This window comes from Cloacibacillus sp. An23, from assembly GCF_002159945.1.
Classification (GTDB): domain Bacteria; phylum Synergistota; class Synergistia; order Synergistales; family Synergistaceae; genus Caccocola.
Map to the genome: position 1 here is coordinate 258762 of NZ_NFJQ01000001.1, position 21113 is coordinate 279874.

Consider the following 21113-nt stretch of genomic DNA (forward strand, 5'->3'; position numbering starts at 1 on the left):
TGAATACGCCTCCTTAGAGAGATAAAAATTTTTCCGTTACTCGGAGAAGAAGCGGCTGTCCATAGCCGCGAGATATTCTTCCTTCGTATAGACGGGTTTGAAGTTCGCGAGCACTTCCTTCGCTTCTTTGGCTCCGTCGGAGAGCAGATCGACGAGCGTCATGAGCATGACCTTCGCTGGGGCGAGGACGGCTGCGTCGAAGTCGACGGCTGCGAACTCCTTCGCGTGGAGCGCGCCTACCGTGCCGCCGCCGGAGGGCTGTATCGCTGGCATGAGGTGCGCTATGTCGCCGAGGTCTGTAGAAGCGGAGAAATACGTGCCGCGCTGAACGTGTTCCGCCCCGACGAGCACGTCGGCGTTGCCGGCGAATATCCTGTTGAGCTCCTTGCTCGCGTTGAGCGGCAGGTAGCCGGCGATGCTGCGGACGTGACACTTCGCGCCGAGCGCTTCGCCGCCGGCCTTGAAGGCGCGGACGACCTTGGCGAACGTTTCGTCTATCCTCTCGATGCTTCCCGCGCGGACGTAGCCTTCGAGGCGCACGTCGTCTGGGACGCTGTTGACCGAATCGCCGCCCTTCGTGATGATGTAGTGGACGCGGACGTGGTCGTCGTCGCGGAACGTCTCGCGCAGCGCGTTGACGGCGTTGATGCCGGCGACCGCGGCGTAGAGCGCGTTTATCCCGAGGTGCGGAGCCGCGGCGGCGTGCGCCTGTTTGCCCTCGTAGCGTAGCATGAAGATGCGGAAGCCGTTGCCTCCGTCCGGGACTGTGAAGCCCGGCTCGGGCGCGTCGTCGCCCGCGTGTACCATCATGCTCATATCTATGTCGTCGAACACGCCGAGGCGCACGAACTCCTGCTTGCCGCCGTAGTAGACGAGCTCGCCCCTGTCGCGCATTTCGGTGCGGCGGCCCACCTCTATGAACTCCTCCGCGGGCAGTCCGAGGAAGGCGACGGAGCCCGCGAGCTCCTTCATCAGCCCGGTCTTTTTGAGCGCCGCGGCCATCGCGTAGACCGCGGAAATCTGGAGGTTGTGGCCGCAGGCGTGCGACGCGCCGGTCTCTTCCACGGCGAGCGGATGCTGGCGGCAGACTATGCCGTCGAGCTCGCCTATGACTGCGACTTTCGGCCCTTCCGCTCCGCCCTCCATGTCGGCGCGCAGCCCGGTGCGCGCGAGGCCGCGCTTCACGTCGAGGCCGAGCCCTTCGAGCGCCGCCGCGAGTTTGTCAGAGGTGCGCGTCTCGAAAAATCCGAGCTCGGCGTGCGCGCCTATGTCGTCAGCGAAGGCTTTCGTCTCTTCCCTGACGGAATCCACGGCTTCGCACAGCAGTCTCTTCACTTCGTTTTTGTCCATACGCATTGCTCCTTGCTGAATGTTATAAAGACTTACCTCCCGATTATACAATATACGGCGCAATATTTATTCAAAACATCGGTAAATTTCAAGCGAAGAATAAAAAAGAGACGCTTTCTTAATACAAAGAAAAGCGCCTCCGTGTCAATCTGTTTTGCGCGGCTCGGGCTTTAGCCGCCGAGATAGGCCTCGACGACGCGCGGGTCGTCCAACAGCTCGCGCCCCGTGCCTTCGAGCGTTATCTCGCCGACCTCGAGCACATAGGCGTAGTCGGCGATGCGAAGCGCGGCGAAGGCGTTCTGCTCGACGAGCAGGACGGTTTTGCCCTCCGCGTTTATCTGCGCGATTATGTGAAAGACTTCTTCGACAAGTATCGGAGCGAGCCCCATCGACGGCTCGTCGAGCATGATGAGCTGCGGGTCGCTCATGAGCGCGCGCCCGACCGCGAGCATCTGCTGTTCTCCGCCGGAGAGTGTGCCGCCCTTCTGCCATGAACGCTCCTTGAGGCGCGGGAAAAGATCGAAAGCGCGCTCGACGCCCGCCTCGACCTCGGCCTTGTTCTTGCAGCCGTAGCCGCCGAGCTGCAGGTTCTCGAGCACCGTGAGGTGCGGGAAGATGCGCCGCCCTTCGGGGCAGAGCGCAACGCCGCGCGCGAGGACGTCCTCGGGCGGGAGGCCGAGCAGGTGCTTCTCGTCCCACGTCACAGTGCCGCCCGACGTTTTGACGAGCCCAGCTATCGCGCGCAGCGTGCTGCTCTTGCCCGCGCCGTTCGCGCCGATGAGCGTGACTATCTTCCCCTCCGGCACCTCGAGCGAGATCCCGCGCAGCGCGCGTATGCCGCCGTAGCTTACGGAAAGGTCCTTCACCTTCAGCATCTCGCCGCCTCCTTTCCGAGATAGGCCTCTATGACACGAGGATTTTTCTTTATTTCGTCCGGCGTCCCTTCCGCTATGAGCTGGCCGTAGTCGAGGACGCGAATCCACTCCGAAACGCCCATGACGACCTTCATGTCGTGCTCTATCATCAATATCGTGACCTTGAAGCGGTCGCGTATGCTCCTGATGAAGTCCATAAGCTCGAGGCTCTCCTGCGGATTCATGCCGGCCGCCGGCTCGTCGAGCAGAAGGAGCTCCGGCCCCGTCGCGAGCGCGCGCGCTATCTCGAGCCGCCGCTGCGCGCCGTAGGGCAGCCCCGTAGCCACCTCCGAGGCGAGGGAGCCTAGGCCGACGGACTCGAGCAGCTCCATCGAGCGCTCGCGTATTTCGCGCTCCTCGCGGCGGAAAATCGGGAGCTGCAGCGGAGCGCTCCACCACGGCGCTCGCTGGCGCACCCAGCAGGCCGTCATGACGTTCTGGAGCACAGTGCCGCCAGTGAAAAGCCTTATGTTCTGGAAGGTGCGCGCGATGCCCGTCTTGCAGACGAGGTGCGGCGCCATTCCCGTAACGTCCTTGCCGTTGAATATCACGCGCCCCGAGGTCGGCTTGTAGAAGCCGGTGATTATGTTGAAGCAGGTAGTCTTGCCGGCTCCGTTCGGCCCTATGAGGCTGCTTATCGAGCCGCGCTCGGCCTCTATGCTGAAGCCGCTGACCGCCGTGAGGCCGCCGAACTTTATCACTACGTCCTCGGTCTTGAGTATCGCGTCAGCCATTCGCCGCGCCCCCTTTCCCTTTTCCGAGCCTGCGCAGGAAGCGCGCCGCGCCCTCCCAGCTGAATTCGCATCCTCCTATGATGCCCTCGCGCCTGTAAAGGATTATGAAGAGCAGCAGCAGCGAGAAGATCAGCATCCTCATGCCGGGAATGCCCGCTATCTCCCACGAGCCTATCTGTATCGTGTCCTCTACGAAGCGCAGCCACTCGAGCATGACCGTGACGACCGCCGCGCCGACGAGCGAGCCCGTTATCGAGCCGAGGCCGCCGACGACGACGAACATCAGAATGTTGAAGGTGAGCTGGAAGTTGAACATCTTAGGGTCTATCGTCGTTATGAGGCTGCCGGTAAGAGAGCCGCCGATTCCGGCGAAGAACGCGCCGACTACGAACGAAATGGTCTTCGCGCGGAATGTGTCGATGCCCATCGCCTTGGCCGCGACCTCGTCGTCGCGCACGGCGCGCAACGTGTTGCCGAAGTTGCTCGAAAGCAACTTGACTATCACGTACACGGTCAGTATGCACCAGAAATAGTTCCAGCCGAGATTCGCGTAGGCCGGTATGCCCTTGAGTCCGAGCGCGCCGTTTGTAACGGGCGTTATGTTGGTGAAGATGACGCGGATTATCTCGCCGAAGCCGAGCGTCGCTATGCCGAGGTAATCGCCGCCGAGGCGAAGGCACGGAGCCGCCATCAGCAATCCGATGAAGGCCGCGGCTATCCCCCCCGCGACGACCGCGGCGAAGAACGGCGCGTGCATCACGTTGAAGGGCCACATCATAGGCTCGAGTATATACATCATTTCCTTCTGCGCCTGTGGCAGGATGAGTATCGCCGTGACATAGGCCCCTATCGCCATGAACCCGGCGTGCGCGAGCGAGAACATCCCGGTGAAGCCGTAGATGAGGTTGAGGCTGACGGCGAGAATCGCGTTTATCGCGATGAGGTTCAGCACCTGCACCTTGTAGCCGTCGAGGTTCGCCCCGGCCCATTTCAGGAAGAGCGCGAGCAGTGCGAGGCAGGCGAGGTTGAGGACGGTCTTAGTTGATTTCTTCATATCTTATCCTCCAGCTTCTCGCCCATAAGCCCCGTCGGGCGGCAGAAGAGTATCACGATGAGCAGGACGAAGGCGAAGGCGTCGCGATAGCCCGAAAGCGCCGGAAAGAAGGCGACGAGCAGTATCTCCATGAAGCCGAGCAGCAGCCCGCCTATCATCGCCCCCTGCACCGAGCCTATGCCGCCGAGCACGGCCGCTATGAACGCCTTGAGCCCGGGGAAGACTCCCATGAACGGATGTATCTGCGGATAGCGCAGCGCCCACATGATGCCGGCGCAGGCCGCGAGCGCCGAGCCGACGGCGAAGGTGAGCGCTATAATCCTGTCCACCTTGACGCCCATCAGCCGCGTAGTCTCGATGTCGCGCGAGATGGCGCGCATCGCCAGCCCGGGCTTCGTGCGGTAGAGCATCCAGAGCATCGCGCCGACGAGCGCGAAGGTGATGATCGGGACGAATATGACGAGCGGCAGTATCCTGACGCTGCCGAGAGAAATAACCTTGACGAGCGGCTCGAAGCGAGGCATCGGCTTCGGCACTCCGGTGAATATAACGAGACAGAGGTTCTCGATGAAGAACGAAACGCCTATCGCTGAGATCAGCGCCGATATTCGCGGCGCGGAGCGGAGCGGGCGGTAGGCCACCCTGTCTATCATAAAGCCGAACGCGGCGGTCGCCGCTATAGAAAGGATCACTGCCGGAATCCACGGCAGGTGCAGCGCGGCGATAGCGACGAAGACGAAGTACGTGCTTATCATAAAAATATCGCCGTGCGCGAAGTTGATGAGCCTCAGTATGCCGTAGACCATCGTGTAGCCTATGGCTATGAGGCCGTAGAGGCTGCCCAGCATCAGAGCGTTGAAAAGATGCTGGATCATCATGTTTGCAGTCATGGGCTCTCCCCTTTTAAGAAGCTGGAGCCGGAACCCGCGCGCGCCGTCCTATCGGACGCGGCGCGCCGGTTCCGGCAAAAAAAGCGAAAGTCCGGCGAAGGCGCGCTCCGCCGGGAAAATGTCAAAGCGTCATGCTGGGGAAAGCCGGTCGGCCTCCCCCCGCCGCGGGCCGTTTTTATTTGCCGGGCGCGTCCACTATCGCGTGGAACACCTGCTTGCCGTTCTCGACCTTGATAATGCCTATCGGCTTCTCTGCGTCGTGAGTCGCGTTGATAGTCAAAGTCCCCGTAACGCCGGGCATATCCTTCGTCGCGGCGATGGCGGCGGTTATCTTCTCTGGGTCGGTGCTCTTGGCGTTCTTTATCGCGTTATAGATGAGCAGGTAGGCGTCGTAGCCGCAGCCGGTGAGAGCCGCGGGGTCCTTGTCGGGATAGGTCTCGCGCCACTGCTTCGTGAACTGCTTCTGGATGTCGCTCATGAGGCTCTCCGGCATATTCGGCGAATAGGCGAACGAAGTGTAGCTGAAGCCCTCGACCGAGTCTCCGCCTATCGAGACCATCTCCGGGTTGTCCATCGCGTCGCCGCCGAGAATGTTGAAGGTAGCGCCGAGTTCGCGCGCCTGGCGCATGATTATCGCGCCCTCCGCGAAGTTGGCGGGTATGTAGAGAACGTCGGGGTTCTTGCTGATTATCTCGGTGAGCTGCGCCGTGAAGTCCTGGTCGCCCTTCTGATAGTTCATGACGGATACGACCTGGCCGCCGAGCTTCTCAAAATTCTGCTTGAAGAAGTTGCCGAGGCCGACGCTGTAATCTTCCGTAACTTCTATGAGCATCGCGGCCGTCTTGGCTTTCAGTTCCGTAACGGCGTAATTCGCGGCTCCAGCGCCCTGGAACGGGTCGATGAAGCAGACGCGGAAGACGTACTTCTTGCCCTGCGTCACGAGCGGGTTCGTGCAGGAGGTCCCTACCATCGGAACGCCGGCCTTCTCCGCGACTTCGCCTCCGGCCATCGCGAGCGACGAGCCGTAGGTTCCTATTATCGCGCAGACCTTTTCGCGTTCGACGAGGCGCTTGACGGCGTTCGCCGCCTCTACTTTGTCGCTCTTGTTGTCCACGACGACGAGCTCTATCTTCTTGCCGTCCACTTCAGGATACTGCTTGTGCGCCAGATTGACGCCGTCGAGCTCGAGCTGCCCGCCGACCGCGTTGCCGCCGGTGATCGGCAGATATACGCCTATCTTGACCGTCTCCGCGGCCGCGGCGACTCCCGCCGCGGCTAGGACCGCCGCAAGGGCTAGAGCAAAACGTTTGGTCAACTTCATAAAAACTACCTCTCTTCCATAAAATATGAATATGTCGGAAATTATAGCGTATCTCCGTATAAATTTCAGCCCCGCACCTGCATATTTTACAGTATTTTTTAAATTATCCGGCACACTGGGCCAAACTACGTGCCGCACGCTCCATATACCCATCCTGTGCCGCTCCGGAAATATTCTGCCCGGAGCCTCAGGCGGTAAACGCCGGCCACCGCACAAGCGCATCGCCGCAGCCACCGCGCGTTCCACGCCTTCATAAAATTCAAGCCTTTGTAAAACTGCCGCCGCTTCCCCACCATTGGAGGCAATTTATCCAAAGGAGGGCACAGTCATGTCATTCATGGAAGATTCCCAAATCGCGGCGCGCGCCGTGGACGAAGACGTCGAGGCCTACGCGCCGCTCGTGCGTTCCGTCGCATGGCGCTACGCGGGGCGCGGAGCTGACTTTGAGGATTTAGTGCAAGAGGGCAACCTCGCGCTGATAGTGCTTATACCACGCTGCCCGGACAAGCGGTGGCTTGCGCGCTGCCTCAAAGTCAACCTTCCGGGCTTCGTGCGCGACGCGGCGGCGAGAATGAGAAGACATGCGGCGTATAGAGGCGTGGCGATGACGGAAGAACTTGAGGCGACGCTCGGAAAAAACGAAGAACGCTACGAAGAGACGGAGCTCCGCGAAACGCTCGAACGCCTGCTGACACGTGCGGAGCTGGAGATAACGCAGGCGCTCATGGAAGGCTTCACGCAGGCCGAGATAGCACGCGGCCTCGGAGTAACGCAGCAAGCCGTCGCCGCACGCGTCAAAAAAATCCGCGCGAAGCTCCGCGGCGCGTTCTACGACGAACGCGGCTGAAAGCCGCGAGAAAAACAAAAAAGCGAGACGAACGAAAAAGCAAAGTCTTGCAAAAATTTGCAGCTTGTGTAAAATACCTCTAAATGAGCGCTGACCGCGCGAATTTTCCAAAGAAAGGGCGGGCTAGGAGAAATGATAACTAAAAGACATATTTCTATTAGATATGTTACACTAACCCCCCCCCGTTTTACATTCCTCTAAGCATGTCAACAATAACTATACAATAACTGATTTCACATCGGGCGAAGAAGGGCGCGAAAACGCCGTTGCTTTCGCGTGCCGTTTCCCAATGCAGTATCTCCCGTATTGTGACGACGGGTAGGGAATCAGGGGGCTTCGCCCCCGCTTCCTGCACCGTCAATTTTTTTTTGAAAGGATGACAAGAATAATGCGTTTAATAAAGGCAGTGACGGTACTGCTGTTGGCAGTGTGCGCTATCGCCGCCCCGGCCCTGGCGGAGGTCGCCGTCGTCGACGTGGCGCGCGTGATAGACGCGAGCGCCCCTGGCAAAGCGGGACAAAAATATGTAGACAATCTGAAATCATCGCTTGAAGAGGAGCTTGAACGATTCGTCAAAAAAACGGAGAAAGACAAGGACGCGCAGGCGAAGGCCGCGGACAAGCAGGCTGAGTTGAACGCGCGCTTCGCCGCAGAATACGACCGCGTGACCGCGCTCGTTATGGACGAGCTCAGAAATGTAATCGCGCAGTGGATAAAGACGAACAAGAAAGGAATATCCGTCGTGGTCCCCGCGCACACCACTCTCGGCTTCTCGCCCGCCGCCGACGTGAGCGGCGAGATTTTGAAGAAGCTCAACGCCGCGGCGATAGATTTCACGGCGAAATAAACGGCCAAAAATCAGAAGAAAGGAAAATGGCATAATGAAAAAATCATTGAAATGCTTCATTGCTTTGATAACTACGGCAAGCCTCGTCTCCATATCAAGCGCGGCAGGCGCGGCCTCGTATGACGAGGGAGGCGGGAACGCCACAGGACTCGATTCGCTTGCGATAGGCATAGGAACGCTCGCATCCAACAGATACGCCAACTCCATCGGCTACTATGCACAGGCTACGGGAGAGTACAGCTCCGCATACGGAGTTTATGCAAAAGCGACAGGCAATTACAGCGTAGCAATCGGGCGTTACGTTACAGCAAGCGGCAGCGAAGCTATGGCGTTCGGAGGCAACAATACCGCAGCAAACGGAGAGTACAGTTTCGCCGGCGGGCGTGAGGCGATTGCGAACGGGAAGTACAGCACAGCTCTCGGAAACAATGTCAAGGCAGGCAGTATGTCAACCGACGAAGGCAACACCGCGATAGGCTACAACGTAACGACCTCCGGAAGATACAGCACCGGCGTCGGACACAGCATAACAGTCGAAGGCATAGAAAGCTCGGCGTTCGGGCGCAACCTCAAGGCTACCGGAGATTACAGCCTCGCCGTCGGACATTCGTCAAGCGCTACAAATGAACGCAGTACAGCAATAGGATACAGTGCTGAGTCAACGGGCTCAGACGCCCTCGCCGTCGGGGTAAGTGCAAAGGCTAAATCAACGTACAGCGTGGCTTACGGTTATTACTCACAGGTAGGAGAGACGGCGGCAAACAGCGTTGCGGTTGGATACAGGGCAAGCGTGAGAGACGGAGCCGGCAACAGCTCCGCATTCGGCAACGAAGCGACCGTAGACCGAGCGTCTTCAAACAGTTTGGCCATCGGCTACAAGGCAAAGGTAAACATGGGGCTTACGAACGCTGTCGCGATAGGAAGCAACGCCGTCGCATCGGAGTCGAACACAATATCGATAGGCAGCAGCACCACTCAACGCCGCCTCGTCAACCTCATGGCAGGCAGGGCCGACACCGACGCGGTGAACGTGAGCCAGCTCAAAGGTTTGAACGACCTGCTCGGCGGTTCTACGCTTACTGGCGGTAAATGGGGCGAGAAGTTCAAAGTCGGCGAAGATGAGTACGACAGCGTAGCCGACGCGATATCGTCTCTCGCGGGCGGTTCCGACAACTCCGTCCTCTACGACGGCGACGATAAATCCGCCGTTACGCTCGGCGGTACGAACGGCACGACGATAGACAAGGTCGCGGCTGGAAATATCGCAAGCGGCAGTATGCAGGCTGTCAACGGCGGTCAGCTTTTCACAACGAATACCAATTTATCAAACCTCGGCGCAAGCATCGCTGACGCTTTCGGCGGAGATTTCAAATTTGAAAACGGAGCACTTACCGGCGGCATAACCTACGGAGATGAAACCACGATACAGGGCGCGTTCGACAGCATACGCGACGAGCTGGACAAGCTCTCCGAGGGCTGGACGTTCAACCCTGTCGACGATTCTCAGCAGTCCGGCGGCGCGGGAACAGGCGACGGCGCTGGAACTCCTCCGGCATCTTCGACAATCAAACCGGGCGACAGTCTGACGGTCAATGCCGGCGACGATATCAATATCACGCAGAACGGCGACAAGGATTACACAATCAGCGTAGACCCGGCTCTGCGCGAGGAAATCGAGGAGGGCTACACAGCCGCCGACGACGCTCTGAAAATGGAGATAACAGAAGCATACAAGGATGCGGATAAAAAGCTCGAAGCCAGTATTACCGAAGCCTACCAACAGGCCGATTCAGAGCTGAAGGCAGGCATCGACAAGAACGCCGCGACGATTGGGGAGATCGGCTCCGTCCTTGGCGGCGCGGAGAACGGGTATAAAAAGCCGATGTTCGACACGGTGACGGCAAACGATATAAACGTCGGCAAAATCAATATCTCCGGCTCCGGCATCAACATGGGCGGCGCGGATATAAATACCGGCGGCGGCAACATCGATATGGGCGGCGGCAGGATAACGAACCTCGCGCCCGGCGCGATAGCACCGGGAAGCACCGACGCTGTGACGGGCGGACAGCTCTGGGAGGCCTATAACCGCATGGACGACCTCGGCGAGCGCATCAACGTAGTCGGAGCGCACGCGGCGGCGCTGTCCGGCCTGCATCCGATACAGTACGACCCGTACGAACCGACGACGCTTTCGGCCGCGGTCGGTGCGTACCGCGACGAGTACGCGGTCGCGGTCGGCGTGTTCCATTACGTGCGCGAGAACGTGCTCTTCAACATGGGCGCGTCGCTCTGCTCCGACGGCGACATAATGGGCCGCATGGGCGTGAGCTTCGCGGTCGGCAGGTCGTCCGACAAGCCGAAGGTGGCGGCCACGATAGGCGGCCTGCGCAAACAAGTGCTCGAGATGCAGAAGGAGCTCGAAGGGCTGCGCACCGCGCGCTCCGAGAACAAGGCGATAAAGGCCGAACTTGCCTCCCTGCGCGAGAAGAACGAAAGCAGCGAAAAAGCTCTGAGCGAACTGGCAACCCTGCGTGAAAAGAACGAACGCAGCGAAAAGGCCCTGCGCGAGAACGAAAAGATAATGAAGCAGAACGCGGAGCTGATAAAGGAACTGATGAAGCGGTTGGAGGCGAAGAAGTAGCCAAACGCGGACGCGGCGTACGAGGGCGTACAAGGGCATCAAACTGCTGTGCTTGCGCGGCTCAGGCGTTCAATGGCGCTCGAAGACGTTAAAGGGCGCATAATGGCAAAATCTGGGCGAGCCTGACGGCTCGCCCGATTTTTTGCCGCACAGGTAAATCCGCCGGTTAAATAGCCGCTAACCCCGCGGCTGTGCATGGCCGTGTGGCAAGCAAACGCCGCAAGAAGGACAAGCCCAACGCCGCGCCGTCAATTTTCCACACCATGCGCCCGCCCTTCCACGCGCCTGTCATCTATGAGAGAAACCGCCCCGCCGTCATGCCGCGCCCCGACACGGCATCCAGATCCGTCTGTCAAGCCCGGCGCAACGAAATGCCGGTCTCTTTTATATAGTTAATCCAAGTATAATATTTGCGTAAACGTCCGCTTTCGTCAGCCGCGTATTTCTGCGCCGGGCAGGAGGCGGCGAAGTTCTTCCGCGCGCGCGGGCGCGGCGGATAGGAAATTAGCGTCGAGGCAGCCGTTAGGCTTGAAGCACTGGACGAACCACGGCTCGCCGCGCAGCTCTTCGCGCAGCGCGAGCATGTCTTCGTCCGTGTGCAGCGGCGGGACGTATGTCGTGCGGAACTCGTAGGAGGGCGCGCGGCCTTTGACGAGCTCCACCGAGGCGCGGATTTTTTCGACATCGGCTTCGACGCCGGTCAGCCGCCTGTAGGCCGCGGCGTCTAGCGGCGCTTTCACGTCCATCGCCACGTGTTCGACCAAACCTTCGCCGAGCAGCGCCGCTATGACATCTGGGCGCGAGCCGTTGGTGTCGAGCTTGACGGGAAGGCCGAGTTCCCTTATCGCGCGCGCGAGCGCCGGAAGCCCCGGCCAAAGCGTGGGCTCGCCTCCGCTTATCACTATGCCGTCGAGGAAGGCTGCGCGCCTTTTTATATCGGCCAAAATTTTACCGAGGTCGAGCCTTTCGCCCTCTCCGAGCGCGAGCCCGCCGTTGTGGCACCACGGGCAGCGGAAGTTGCAGCCGAGGCAGAATATGACTGCGCTGACGTGCGCCTCCCAGTCCAAAAAAGAGGCGGGGAGGTATCCCCCCGCCGCGAAATCTATTTCGTTCTGCATATTTTTCGCGCGCTCTACTTCGGCGCTCCTACCGGCGTGCGCGCGCGGTCTTTAAGCTCGCCGCGCTTGCCGGCGTTCCACGAGGATATGCGCGTGAAATATCCCGTAACGCGCGTGATGCCGTCCACGTCCTCCGAGCCGCAGAGCTCGCAGTGGTCGCTAAGGCCGCGCTCCATGTGGCTGCATTCGTTGCATATCGTGAACTCGGGGCTGAAGGCCACCTGAGCGTTCTCCGAATATTTGAAGGTCTTTATGACGAACGAGGCGAGCGCCCTCGGGTCGGGCTTGTGCTCGCCCATCCAGACGTGAGTGATGGCCCCGGCCTTTATCATCGGGTGCAGCGCCCCTTCGCGCATGACCTTGTCTATCGGGTCCTGCGCGAGCTTGTAGTTGAGGTGCGTGCTGTTCGTGTAGTATATCTCGCCGCTTTCGAGGTCGCCTTTGACGTATTTCTTCGCCTCTTCCGGGTAGGCGCGCAGGTCGAGCTTCGCGAAGCGCAGCGCCGTGCTCTCTGCGGGCGTCTGTTCGAGCACTATCTTGAGGCCGAGACGCTCGGAGAGCTGCTGGCACTTGAGGTCCATGTACTGTATGACGGCGCGGCCGAGCTTCTCCGCCTCCTCGCTCTCGTGGAGCTGGCAGCCGGTCATCGCCTGCACCATCTCGTTGAGGCCGAGGATGCCTATCAGGTGGCTCGCCTTGCGCATACGCAGATACGGCTCGTCGTCGTGCGAGACGCAGAGCGCGGCGAGCGGCCCCTTCTCGCCGAGGTCGAGTATGCTCTTTATGAAGGCGCGCTTCTGAAGGTGCGCTTTCGCCGCGAGCTCCATCTCCGCGTCGATTATGTCGAAGAGCAGCTCGTCGTCGCCCGCGGCCTTGTAGGCGGCGCGCGGCAGGTTCAGCGTGACGTTCTGCAGCGCGCAGTAGCGCATCTTCCACGGGTGCTTCGCCTCGTCGAGATCCTCCGGCGTCAGCTCGAAGGAGAGGCGGCAGCATTCGGAGAGCTTCGCGACGCCGCCGCGGTCGAATACGAAATAGGTGTTGCCTTTCTCCGACGAGAGAGTGCAGGCGAGGTTGAGGAACTCTTCCCAGCCATCTTCCTTGAAGAAGTAGTCGGTGATGTGGAGCAGCGGCTTCGGGAAGAAGAAAGGCTGCCCGCGGCTGTCGCCGCTCATGTAGACGTCGAAGAGCGCGCGCAGGAACATCTTCGCCTCGGGCGCGTAGTCGGCGTATGTCTTTCCGGTGAATTTGCCGCCAGGCCCTATAGCGGGCACGTCGCGGAAGTGGTTCGGGATTTCATAGTAAAGGTTGATGTCGGTGAAGGCGACCTGCCCGCCGCGTCCGCCCGCGAGCTGGTTGAACTCGAAGATGAGCTGCTGCGCGAGCTGGCGGTACTGCTCGTAGCTCCAGCCGACCGTGTAGGGCGCGAAGAACATGTTGACCGCGTCCCAGCCTATCGCACCGGCGAAGTGGTTCTGCAGCACGGAGGTCATCTTGAGCATGTGCGCGAGCAGCACGTCGGCGTGCTTCGCCGGGTTCGAGACGCTGGTTATCGACGGGATGTTGAGGCCGTAGCGCGCGGGGTAGGCGACGCTCTGCCCCGAGCAGTACGGGCGGTTCACCATGCCGAGGTCGTGCAGGTGTATGTCGCCCTTCAGGTGCGCGTCTGCGACGTCCTTCGAAAAGACCTTCGTCAGCGCGTATTCCTTGAGCACCATCTCCGCGATCGAAAGGTTTATAGACTCGGGGTTGTGGCTCGTGTTGCTGTTTTCCTTGTTCCTATTGAACATCATCGTCTCGAGGTCGTGGACGGGAAGCCCTATGCGCGAGTGGTCGGCGAGCTTCGCGTCGAGGCCGCGCTGGAACAGCTTGACGTTGACCATCTCGCGGATTATCGAGGTCGTCACTTTCGTGCGCCCGTATTTGAGCAGCTCCTCCTCGACCTCGAGCGCTATGCTCTCCGCCGTCGCCGGATCTACGCCGGCCTCCACCATAAGCGCGTCGCGGATGCGGCTCGCGTCCCACGGCGAGCGCTCTTCCTGAGCGAGCGCGTCCACCATCAGCGCGAGGTCGGTCGATTCCCCGCCGCCGCTGAAAAGCCGTTCCTGACGGCCGAATGTCTTTATCTCGTTATCCATTGCGGTGCGCCTCCTTATCCTCCAAAAGTCTGGCTATCTCGTTCGTGAAGCTTGAGACGTCGGTGAATTCCCTGTAAACGGACGCGAATCGCACGTATGCGACTTTGTTGATTTTCTTGAGCTCGTCCGAGGCCATCTCGCCGAGCTGCGTCGTGGCGACCTCGCCCTGCCCCGAGGCTCGTATCTCCTCTTCTATGCGCGCCGCCGCCGCTTCAAGCGTGTCGAGCGACACCGGCAGCTTCTCGCAGGCGTGCTGGAAGCCGCGTATGAGCTTCTCCCTGTCGAACGACTCGCGCCGTCCGTCCTTCTTGACGACCCAGAGGAAGCTCTTTTCCTCGAGCCGCTCGTATGTTGTGAAACGGTTCTGGCACTCTGGGCACTCGCGCCGCCTCCGGTTGACGCGTCCCTCGTCGGCGCTCCGCGTCTCTATGACCCTGGTCTCCGGCGCTCCGCACACGGGACATCTCATCGTCGGACCCTCCAAGCACTACATGTAGTTCGCAGAAGTGATTATAACACTATATATAGTGTTGTAAATAGCGGAACGCGCGAAATCTGCGGCGCGTCCGCTTGCGTCTTACCCGCCGTCGGTATTATAATCCAAAATAAGAAGATTGACCGCGAGGTGCTCTCTCCGAGAGTCAAATCAGGGAATGCGGTGAGATTCCGCAGCTGTCACGCAACTGTGATGCTTTCACTAAAGCAGAGCCAGAACGCAGCCTCGCGGCACGACGCATTGTTTCCGCGAACGACGGGAGAGTGCGGGCGCGGGCACCGGCGCGTCCCCTTTCGCGAATAGCGGAAGGGGATGTTTTTTGCCGCCTCCATGACATATCCGGGCACACGGGAGAAGCACAGCTCCCGCCACACCACACGAAGGGCGGAGCGCGCGACGCGCTCCGCCCATACTTTCACGCGCGGCAGAGAGCTTTACGCCAGGCGCGTCGCTATATATTCCTTCCTTATATCTTCGGGGACGAGGCGGCCTCCCGTCGCCCACGCGATGTGCGCAGCATTCTTCATTTTGTCCGCAAGGCCGTGTTTTTCTATGTACTCGCGCCACGCTTCCGCGCGCCCGAGAAGAGCGGGTCCTTCGAACGCGGCGCACGAGCTCGGCTCTATGAATATGTTTTCCGTCTCAAGCAGGTCGCGCATATATTCGTAGAGCTTCGCGTCGCAGAGCGTCATGTCGCCGGAGAGCAGCGGCTCCATAACGCGGCCGACGAAGCCCGAGGCGCGCCCGACGGCGAGGCCGTCCGCGTGCGTCAGCCCCGTCAGCCCTATATCCTTGACCGCTATGCCGCTGTGCAGGCCGCTGGCCATGCCGAGCAGCATGCACGGAGCCTGCGTCGGCTCGACGAAGAAGCAGTGCACGGCGTCGCCGAAGACCTGCTTCAGCCCGAATGTCACGCCGCCCGGCGCTCCGCCGACGCCGCACGGCAGGTAGACGAAGAGCGGATGACCGGCGTCCGCAGTTACGCCGAGCGCCGCGAGCTGCGGCACAAGGCGCTTCGCCGCGACCGCGTAGCCGAGGAAGAGGTCTTTCGAGTTCTCGTCGTCTACAAAATAGCTCTTCGGGTCTGCGTCGGAGAGCGCGCGCCCCTGTTTGACCGCTTCGCTGTAGTCCGTCTCGTACTCGATCACTTTTACGCCGTGGCTGCGCAGCAGCGCCTTTTTCCACTCGCGCGCGTCGGCGGACATGTGGACGACTGCGTTGTAGCCTACGGCGGCGCTCATGATGCCTATGCTGAGGCCGAGATTTCCGGTAGAACCGACCTGCATCGTGTACTGTGAGAAAAATTTCCGAGCTTCGTCCGAGGCGAGCTTTTCGTACGAATCGCCGTCCCTGAGCAGCCCGTGCTCGAGCGCAAGCTCCTCCGTGTGTTTGAGCACCTCGTAGATGCCGCCGCGCGCCTTTATCGAGCCGGCTATCGGCAGGTCGCCGTCCATCTTCAGCAGCAGGCGGCCCTCGACGTCCGCGCCGTACTTGCCGGCGAGGCGGCGCTTCATCGACGGGATCTCGCGCAGCTCGGACTCGATGATTCCGCGAGCCGCCGCCGTCTCCGGAAATTTCTTCATTATAAACGGCGCGAATCGCGCGAGCCGCGCCTCCGCGTCGTCGACGTCCGCCATGGAGAGCGGCAGAGATCCGCGCGCGTCGTCGAATTTCTCAAGCTTCGGGTTGAGCCAGAATACCTCGCGCTCTTCGGCGAGAGCTTTCACCGCCGGGTTTTCCTCGACGAGCTTCTTGATCTGTTCCTTATCCATTTCCAACGCCTCCTCTTATTGCTTATTTAAAAATTTCGCAGCATGACGTTATATTACAGCCCACGCGGCGGGCCGTCCACGCCGCGGACAGCCGGAGCGAAGCGCACTTTTCACGGATTTCCGGCGCTTAATGTACCGCCGCGCTGGCTTGTGCGATATAATGAAGTGTATTATTCTTTCCGCGTGCGGAACGCCGCGTAAAAGGATACGTGAAAAAGCTTGTTCAGGGAGGAAAGAATTTTGCGTATAGCAGTATTGATAAAACAGGTGCCGGCGGTCGATACCGTCAAGATAGACGAGAAGACCGGCACGATGATACGCGACGGCGTCGAGGCGGAGCTGAATCCGCTCGACCTTCACGCGGTCGAGGCCGCCGTCCGCATAAAGGAGTCGCGCCCCGAGGGCGAGGTCGAGATAACGGCCGTGACCATGGGGCCGCCAGCCGCGCTCAAGGCGGTGCGCTACGCGATAGCGATGGGATGCGACAAGGGGCTGCTGCTTTCCGACAGGAAGTTCGGCGGCGCAGACACCCTCGCGACGGCGCGCACTCTCTCGCGCGCGCTGCTCAAGGCCGGACCGTTCGACCTGCTCTTCGCCGGAGAGCGCGCGACCGACGGCGAGACGGGACAGGTCGGCCCGGCCTGCGCCGCGCTGATGGGCGTCTCCGTGCTCTCATACGTCAGCGCTATAGACGAACTGACGGAGGACTGCGTCCGCGTCACGCGCGCGGTCGAGGGCGGCCACGAGACTGTCGAAGCTCCTCTGCCGGCGATAGTGATTCCCGTCAAGGAGATGAACATCCCTCGCCTCTGCACGCTCGGCGGCAAGCTGCGCGCTAAGGCCGCCGAGATACCGGCGGAGACGGCCGACGACCTCGGCATGGACGGCTCGGAGACGGGGCTCGCCGGCTCGGCGACGCAGGTCGTGCGCGTCACATATCCGAAGGTGACGCGCCACGGGCGCAGGATAAACGCCGCGGACGGCCTGGAATCCGCGATAGACGAAATAATGAAAGTTCTTGAAGATAAAAACTGTTTGGAGGCGGCGATATGAACGGCGGCGAAGTCTGGACATTGGCGGAGGTGCGCGGCGGGGAGATACATCCCGTGTCGCGCGAACTGCTCGCGTGGGGACGCGAACTCGCCGACGCGCTCGGCGCGCCTCTCGCGAGCGTCGTTATGGGAAGCGGCGTCGCCGAGGCGGCGCCTCTGCTCGCGGCCTACGGCGCGGACAAGGTCTACGTCGCCGACGAGCCGGAATTTGAGCATTTCAAGGCCGACATAGCCTGCGCGGCGCTCGCCGAACTCATAGAGGAATACAAGCCGTCGATACTGATAGCATCGGCCACGACGCAGGGACGCACAGTAATGCCGATGCTCAGCGCGCGCCTCGGCTGCGGCCTCACCGCCGACTGCACGGAGCTCGCCATCGACCCGGAAAGCAAGCGCCTCGTGCAGACGCGCCCGGCGATAGGAGGCAACGTCATGGCCGACATCAAGACGAAGGGGCGCGACCCGCAGATGTGCACCGTGCGCCCGAAGTCGAAGCGCCCGCTCGCGCCGGACGGCTCGCGCGCCGTCGAGCTCGTGCGCTTCACTCCCGCCTCCGACATTATGCGCTCTATGATAAAGTTCATCGGCTTCGACGCGGAAAAGAGCGTCGGCCTGCCGCTGCAGGAGGCGGAAATAATAGTCGCCGGCGGCAAAGGAATGAAAAACGCCAAAAACTTCGCGAAGCTCGAAGAGTTGGCGGAGCTGCTCGGCGGCACCGTCGGGGCATCGCGCATGGCTGTTGATCTCGGCTGGGCCCCATACTCGGCGCAGGTCGGACTCTCAGGCAAATCCGTAACGCCGCGCCTCTACCTCGCTTTCGGAATATCCGGCGCGGTGCAGCACATAGCGGGAATGTCGGGAGCGGAAACGGTGATAGCGGTCAACACCGACCCCGAAGCGCCGATATTCCGAGTCGCCGACCTCGCGGTGCAGGGCGACGCGATGGAAGTGCTGAACGCGCTCGTCTCCGCCGTCAAAAAATTCAAGGGCGTGAAATAATGCCGCGATACGGAAAGATAACGAAGGAAATATACGGCGAGCTGCTCGCCGTCACAGGCCCCGGCGGCGTCACGGCGGACGAAGAAGCGCTCGACAATTACGCGTGGGATCAGGCGGGACGCGTCTGGGGACACATGCCCGAGGCCGTAGTCAAACCGGCTGACACCGAGCAGGTCTCCAAGATAATGAAAATAGCGAGCCGCGAGCGCATCCCGGTCACCCCGCGCGGCGCGGGCAGCGGACTCAACGGCGGCGCCGTGCCGCGCGCCGGAGGCATCGTCCTGTCGCTCGAGCGCATGAACAGGATACTTGAGATAGACCCGGTCAACCGCGTCGCCGTCGTCGAGCCGGGCGTCGTCACCAACGACCTATGCCGCGCCGCGGCGGAGCGCGGCTTCCTCTACGCCGGATATCCGATGAGCACGGAGACGAGCTTCATCGGAGGCAACTTCGCCACCAACGCTGGCGGCGGCAAGGTCATACGTTACGGCAGCACGCGCCGCCACATCCTAGGCGCGGAAGTCGTGCTCCCCTCCGGCGAAGTGCTCGAGCTGGGCGGCCGCTACCGCAAGGACACGTGGGGCTACAGCCTGCTCAGCCTTCTCGTCGGCAGCGAAGGCACGCTCGCCGTAGCGACGAAGCTCATAGTCAACCTTGAACCGAAACCCGGCAGGACGGTCAACCTTCTCGCCTGCTACCCGACGGTCGAACAGCTCGTAGAAAGCGTCGCGAAGGTCATCGGCTCGGGACGGCGCATAATATCATGCGAATTCATGGACAGGAAGCTCGTAAAATACACTACGGAATACCTCGGCTGCACTCTGCCCGAGCAGGAACGCAGCGAAGCGTACCTTCTGATACAGCTCGAGGGCGACACCGACGAGCAGCTCGAAGACGGCTATGAGACCGTGGGCAAGATATGCCTCGCGGGCGGCGCGTTCGAAGTATTCGTCGCCGAGAGCCGCACCGACTCCGCGGCGATGTGGAACGTGCGCCAGAACGGCCTTGAAGGAATGCGCGCAAAAGACCCATACGCCTGCTCGTCGGGCGACCTCATGGTGCCGCTCTCAGCGGTGCCCGAGATGCTGCGCCGCATCAAAAAAATCGCGGAAGAATGGAACGTCGAGATCGGCATAATCGCGCACATCGGAGACGGCAACATCCACCCTATACCGCTCAAGCCCGACGGCATGAGCCCCGAAGAATGGGCGCGCTACGCCGAAGACTTCTTCGCCGCGCTCATCCGCGAGGCGATAGCGCTCGGCGGAGTCGGAAGCGGCGAGCACGGCGTAGGCCACGTCAAGCAGAAGATACTGCTCGAGAACAAAACGCCCGCAGAGCTCGAAGTGCTGCGCGGCGTCAAAAAAGCCTTCGACCCCCTCGGCATAATGAACCCGGGCAAAATGTTCTCCCCGCTCGAAGAGGATTAACGGGGCCGGACGAAACACAGCCCGAAATGAGACAGCGCGCCCGCATACGGGCGCGCTTTACTGTTTCAGACGGACGCAGGCGGAGAGCCTGCGGCAAACCGGCGGCGCGCGCTTTTCACGCTTGCCGTCATCCGCATCTTCCGTTGTTTCTGTGCGAGACGTGGGCCGTTATGCTCCACGCCAGTTTCGCGGCGCATGAGGCCAGGATTATGCCCGTCGCTATGGCTCCCGCTTCGAGCAGCACCATGTTGGAAGTCTCGGCGAATTCGTCGTAGTTGTTTCTGACGAAGTGGTACATAGTGTAGTAGAGGTCTTTCCCGGGAAATTCCGGGATGAGCATCGGAACCAGCAGAAGGATGACCGGCGTCCTGACCACTCGCGCCAGCACTTCGCTGAGCGCGGAGACGAAGAGGCTCGCCCAGAAAAGCCCCCAGTACATGCCGTGTCCGAGGCCGACGCAGACCAGATACACCGCCCAGCCCGCGCCGCTTCCGGCGGCGATCCACGCGAGCTTTCTGTCGCGCACGCCGAAAAGCACGGCGAAGCATGCCGAGGCTATCATTCCCATTATCGTCTGGATTATCTGCGCCTGCACATCGTTCGCCCCCCCTACATAACGAATACCACGAGCGCGAACCCCATCGCCACGAATATGGCGCGCATCAGAGCCTCGGAGAGGTTGAGCAGTCCGCTTATCGTGTCGCCGCCTATCATGTCGCGCAGCGAGTTGGTGAGCTGGCGTCCCGGGATCACCAGCATTATGTTTCCTATCATTATTTTATCCGGCTGGTCTCCGAGGCCGGCTTTTACGAGCAGCACCACGGCGAGCGCTGTCGCCGCGCTGCACAGCGTCGTTCCAACGATGTCGTTGAGCTTCAGCGCGGAACATGCGTACAGCGCGGCGAAGAGTATCGCGCCGGACACCGCAGAGGCCGCTCCGTCGGCCCACGAGCCGCCGAAGAAGACCGATAGCGCGAAGGAGATCGTCACGTACATCGCGAGCTGAACGCTTCGCGGCGTCCCCTTCGCGCCGCGGATCTCCGATATTTCGCGCTCAAGCTCCGAAAGAGCGAGCGGCTCCGCGCATATTCGGCGCGACAGAGCGTTTATCTTTTCCACCTTGCCCAGGTCGGTCCCGCGTTCGCGTATGCGGCGCGTCTGCGTGCAGGATCCGCCGCCGGGCGCGGCGGCTGTGACGATGATGCTCGACGTTATCGTGAAGACGTCGGCGCGTTCGAAGCCGTAGGCGCGGCACAGCCGCGTGATCGTGTCCTCTACGCGGCTGACTTCAGCCCCGGAGGTCAGGAGTATCTCGCCCATGTCCATTATCATGGAGAGGCGGCTGTCCATCTGATTTTCGCGCTGTCCGTCCGGAGCCGGAACCGTCATAGAAGTTTCCTCCCGCACCGCTTCTCGCGGCATACGTTAGCGAATTTCGCGCTTTCCCGTAAAGTTATATCACAAGGCGCCGTTTCGGTTAATACGCGGAAGTCCTAACGCCGGCGCTAAA

At 60.9% G+C, this 21113-nt stretch carries 18 protein-coding genes and 1 riboswitch; of the genes, 6 read left to right on the forward strand and 12 right to left on the reverse strand.

The window, feature by feature from the left end:
* Positions 1-36: 36 nt before the first annotated feature.
* The 6 genes from B5F39_RS01300 to B5F39_RS01325 all read right to left on the reverse strand — a co-directional run bounded on the left by B5F39_RS01300 (position 37) and on the right by B5F39_RS01325 (position 6263).
* Entirely contained in the window at positions 37-1350 is a 1314-nt protein-coding gene (locus B5F39_RS01300) for an amidohydrolase (protein ID WP_239391006.1), read from the reverse strand.
* A gap of 170 nt (positions 1351-1520) precedes the next feature.
* A complete protein-coding gene (locus tag B5F39_RS01305) occupies positions 1521-2225 on the reverse strand; it encodes an ABC transporter ATP-binding protein (RefSeq protein ID WP_087363044.1) in 705 nt (234 codons plus the stop codon).
* Positions 2219-2998, reverse strand: a complete 780-nt coding sequence (locus tag B5F39_RS01310) for an ABC transporter ATP-binding protein (protein WP_087363046.1) — start codon at positions 2996-2998, stop codon at positions 2219-2221. Before B5F39_RS01310 ends, B5F39_RS01305 begins: the two co-directional genes overlap by 7 nt.
* Positions 2991-4052: a branched-chain amino acid ABC transporter permease gene (locus B5F39_RS01315; protein WP_087363048.1), complete on the reverse strand. Its 1062-nt coding sequence runs from the start codon at positions 4050-4052 to the stop codon at positions 2991-2993. Before B5F39_RS01315 ends, B5F39_RS01310 begins: the two co-directional genes overlap by 8 nt.
* A complete protein-coding gene (locus B5F39_RS01320; protein ID WP_087363050.1) occupies positions 4049-4942 on the reverse strand; it encodes a branched-chain amino acid ABC transporter permease in 894 nt (297 codons plus the stop codon). Before B5F39_RS01320 ends, B5F39_RS01315 begins: the two co-directional genes overlap by 4 nt.
* A 175-nt stretch (positions 4943-5117) precedes the next feature.
* Positions 5118-6263: an ABC transporter substrate-binding protein gene (locus B5F39_RS01325; protein ID WP_087363051.1), complete on the reverse strand. Its 1146-nt coding sequence runs from the start codon at positions 6261-6263 to the stop codon at positions 5118-5120.
* Between the two features lie 328 nt (positions 6264-6591).
* Here B5F39_RS01325 and B5F39_RS01330 point away from each other — a divergent pair, with 328 nt between their 5' ends.
* From B5F39_RS01330 to B5F39_RS01340, 3 genes are all read left to right on the forward strand, one after another.
* Positions 6592-7110 (forward strand): sigma-70 family RNA polymerase sigma factor, encoded by a 519-nt coding sequence (locus tag B5F39_RS01330; RefSeq protein ID WP_087363053.1) that lies wholly within the window; start codon positions 6592-6594, stop codon positions 7108-7110.
* Positions 7111-7498: 388 nt separating this feature from the next.
* Positions 7499-7957 carry a hypothetical protein gene (locus B5F39_RS01335; protein ID WP_158095890.1) on the forward strand — a complete coding sequence of 153 codons (459 nt, stop codon included), beginning with the start codon at positions 7499-7501 and terminating at the stop codon, positions 7955-7957.
* Between the two features lie 34 nt (positions 7958-7991).
* Positions 7992-10601: a YadA-like family protein gene (locus B5F39_RS01340; RefSeq protein ID WP_087363057.1), complete on the forward strand. Its 2610-nt coding sequence runs from the start codon at positions 7992-7994 to the stop codon at positions 10599-10601.
* 431 nt (positions 10602-11032) lie between these two features.
* On the opposite strand, the gene B5F39_RS01345 is transcribed toward B5F39_RS01340, so the two are convergent.
* The 4 genes from B5F39_RS01345 to B5F39_RS01360 form a co-directional block, all read right to left on the reverse strand.
* Positions 11033-11719 (reverse strand): anaerobic ribonucleoside-triphosphate reductase activating protein, encoded by a 687-nt coding sequence (locus tag B5F39_RS01345; RefSeq protein ID WP_087363059.1) that lies wholly within the window; start codon positions 11717-11719, stop codon positions 11033-11035.
* A 14-nt stretch (positions 11720-11733) separates the two neighbouring features.
* Positions 11734-13854, reverse strand: a complete 2121-nt coding sequence (gene nrdD, locus B5F39_RS01350) for an anaerobic ribonucleoside-triphosphate reductase (RefSeq protein ID WP_087363061.1) — start codon at positions 13852-13854, stop codon at positions 11734-11736.
* The gene (gene nrdR / locus B5F39_RS01355) at positions 13847-14323 is read right to left on the reverse strand and encodes a transcriptional regulator NrdR (protein WP_087363063.1); all 477 of its coding nucleotides are present in this window, start codon (positions 14321-14323) and stop codon (positions 13847-13849) included. Before nrdR ends, nrdD begins: the two co-directional genes overlap by 8 nt.
* 137 nt (positions 14324-14460) lie before the next feature.
* A riboswitch (cobalamin riboswitch) is annotated at positions 14461-14593 on the forward strand.
* A 191-nt stretch (positions 14594-14784) separates the two neighbouring features.
* The gene (locus B5F39_RS01360; RefSeq protein WP_087363065.1) at positions 14785-16122 is read right to left on the reverse strand and encodes a D-serine ammonia-lyase; all 1338 of its coding nucleotides are present in this window, start codon (positions 16120-16122) and stop codon (positions 14785-14787) included.
* A gap of 240 nt (positions 16123-16362) precedes the next feature.
* Between B5F39_RS01360 and B5F39_RS01365 the strand changes: the two genes are divergently transcribed.
* Genes B5F39_RS01365 through B5F39_RS01375 form a run of 3 tightly spaced genes read left to right on the forward strand, consistent with a single transcriptional unit; the run spans position 16363 to position 19603 of the window.
* Positions 16363-17175, forward strand: coding sequence for an electron transfer flavoprotein subunit beta/FixA family protein (locus B5F39_RS01365; RefSeq protein ID WP_087363066.1), 813 nt, complete (start codon positions 16363-16365; stop codon positions 17173-17175).
* Positions 17172-18173 carry an electron transfer flavoprotein subunit alpha/FixB family protein gene (locus B5F39_RS01370; RefSeq protein WP_087363068.1) on the forward strand — a complete coding sequence of 334 codons (1002 nt, stop codon included), beginning with the start codon at positions 17172-17174 and terminating at the stop codon, positions 18171-18173. The genes B5F39_RS01365 and B5F39_RS01370 overlap by 4 nt, the downstream gene beginning before the upstream one ends.
* Complete coding sequence (locus B5F39_RS01375) at positions 18173-19603, forward strand: FAD-binding oxidoreductase (RefSeq protein ID WP_087363069.1); 1431 nt, start codon at positions 18173-18175, stop codon at positions 19601-19603. Before B5F39_RS01370 ends, B5F39_RS01375 begins: the two co-directional genes overlap by 1 nt.
* A gap of 127 nt (positions 19604-19730) precedes the next feature.
* Here B5F39_RS01375 and B5F39_RS01380 read toward each other — a convergent pair whose 3' ends face one another.
* Together B5F39_RS01380 and B5F39_RS01385 are read right to left on the reverse strand one after the other, a co-directional pair.
* The gene (locus B5F39_RS01380; protein WP_087363071.1) at positions 19731-20198 is read right to left on the reverse strand and encodes a threonine/serine exporter family protein; all 468 of its coding nucleotides are present in this window, start codon (positions 20196-20198) and stop codon (positions 19731-19733) included.
* A 14-nt stretch (positions 20199-20212) separates the two neighbouring features.
* The gene (locus B5F39_RS01385) at positions 20213-20992 is read right to left on the reverse strand and encodes a threonine/serine exporter family protein (protein ID WP_158095891.1); all 780 of its coding nucleotides are present in this window, start codon (positions 20990-20992) and stop codon (positions 20213-20215) included.
* Positions 20993-21113 lie beyond the last annotated feature (121 nt).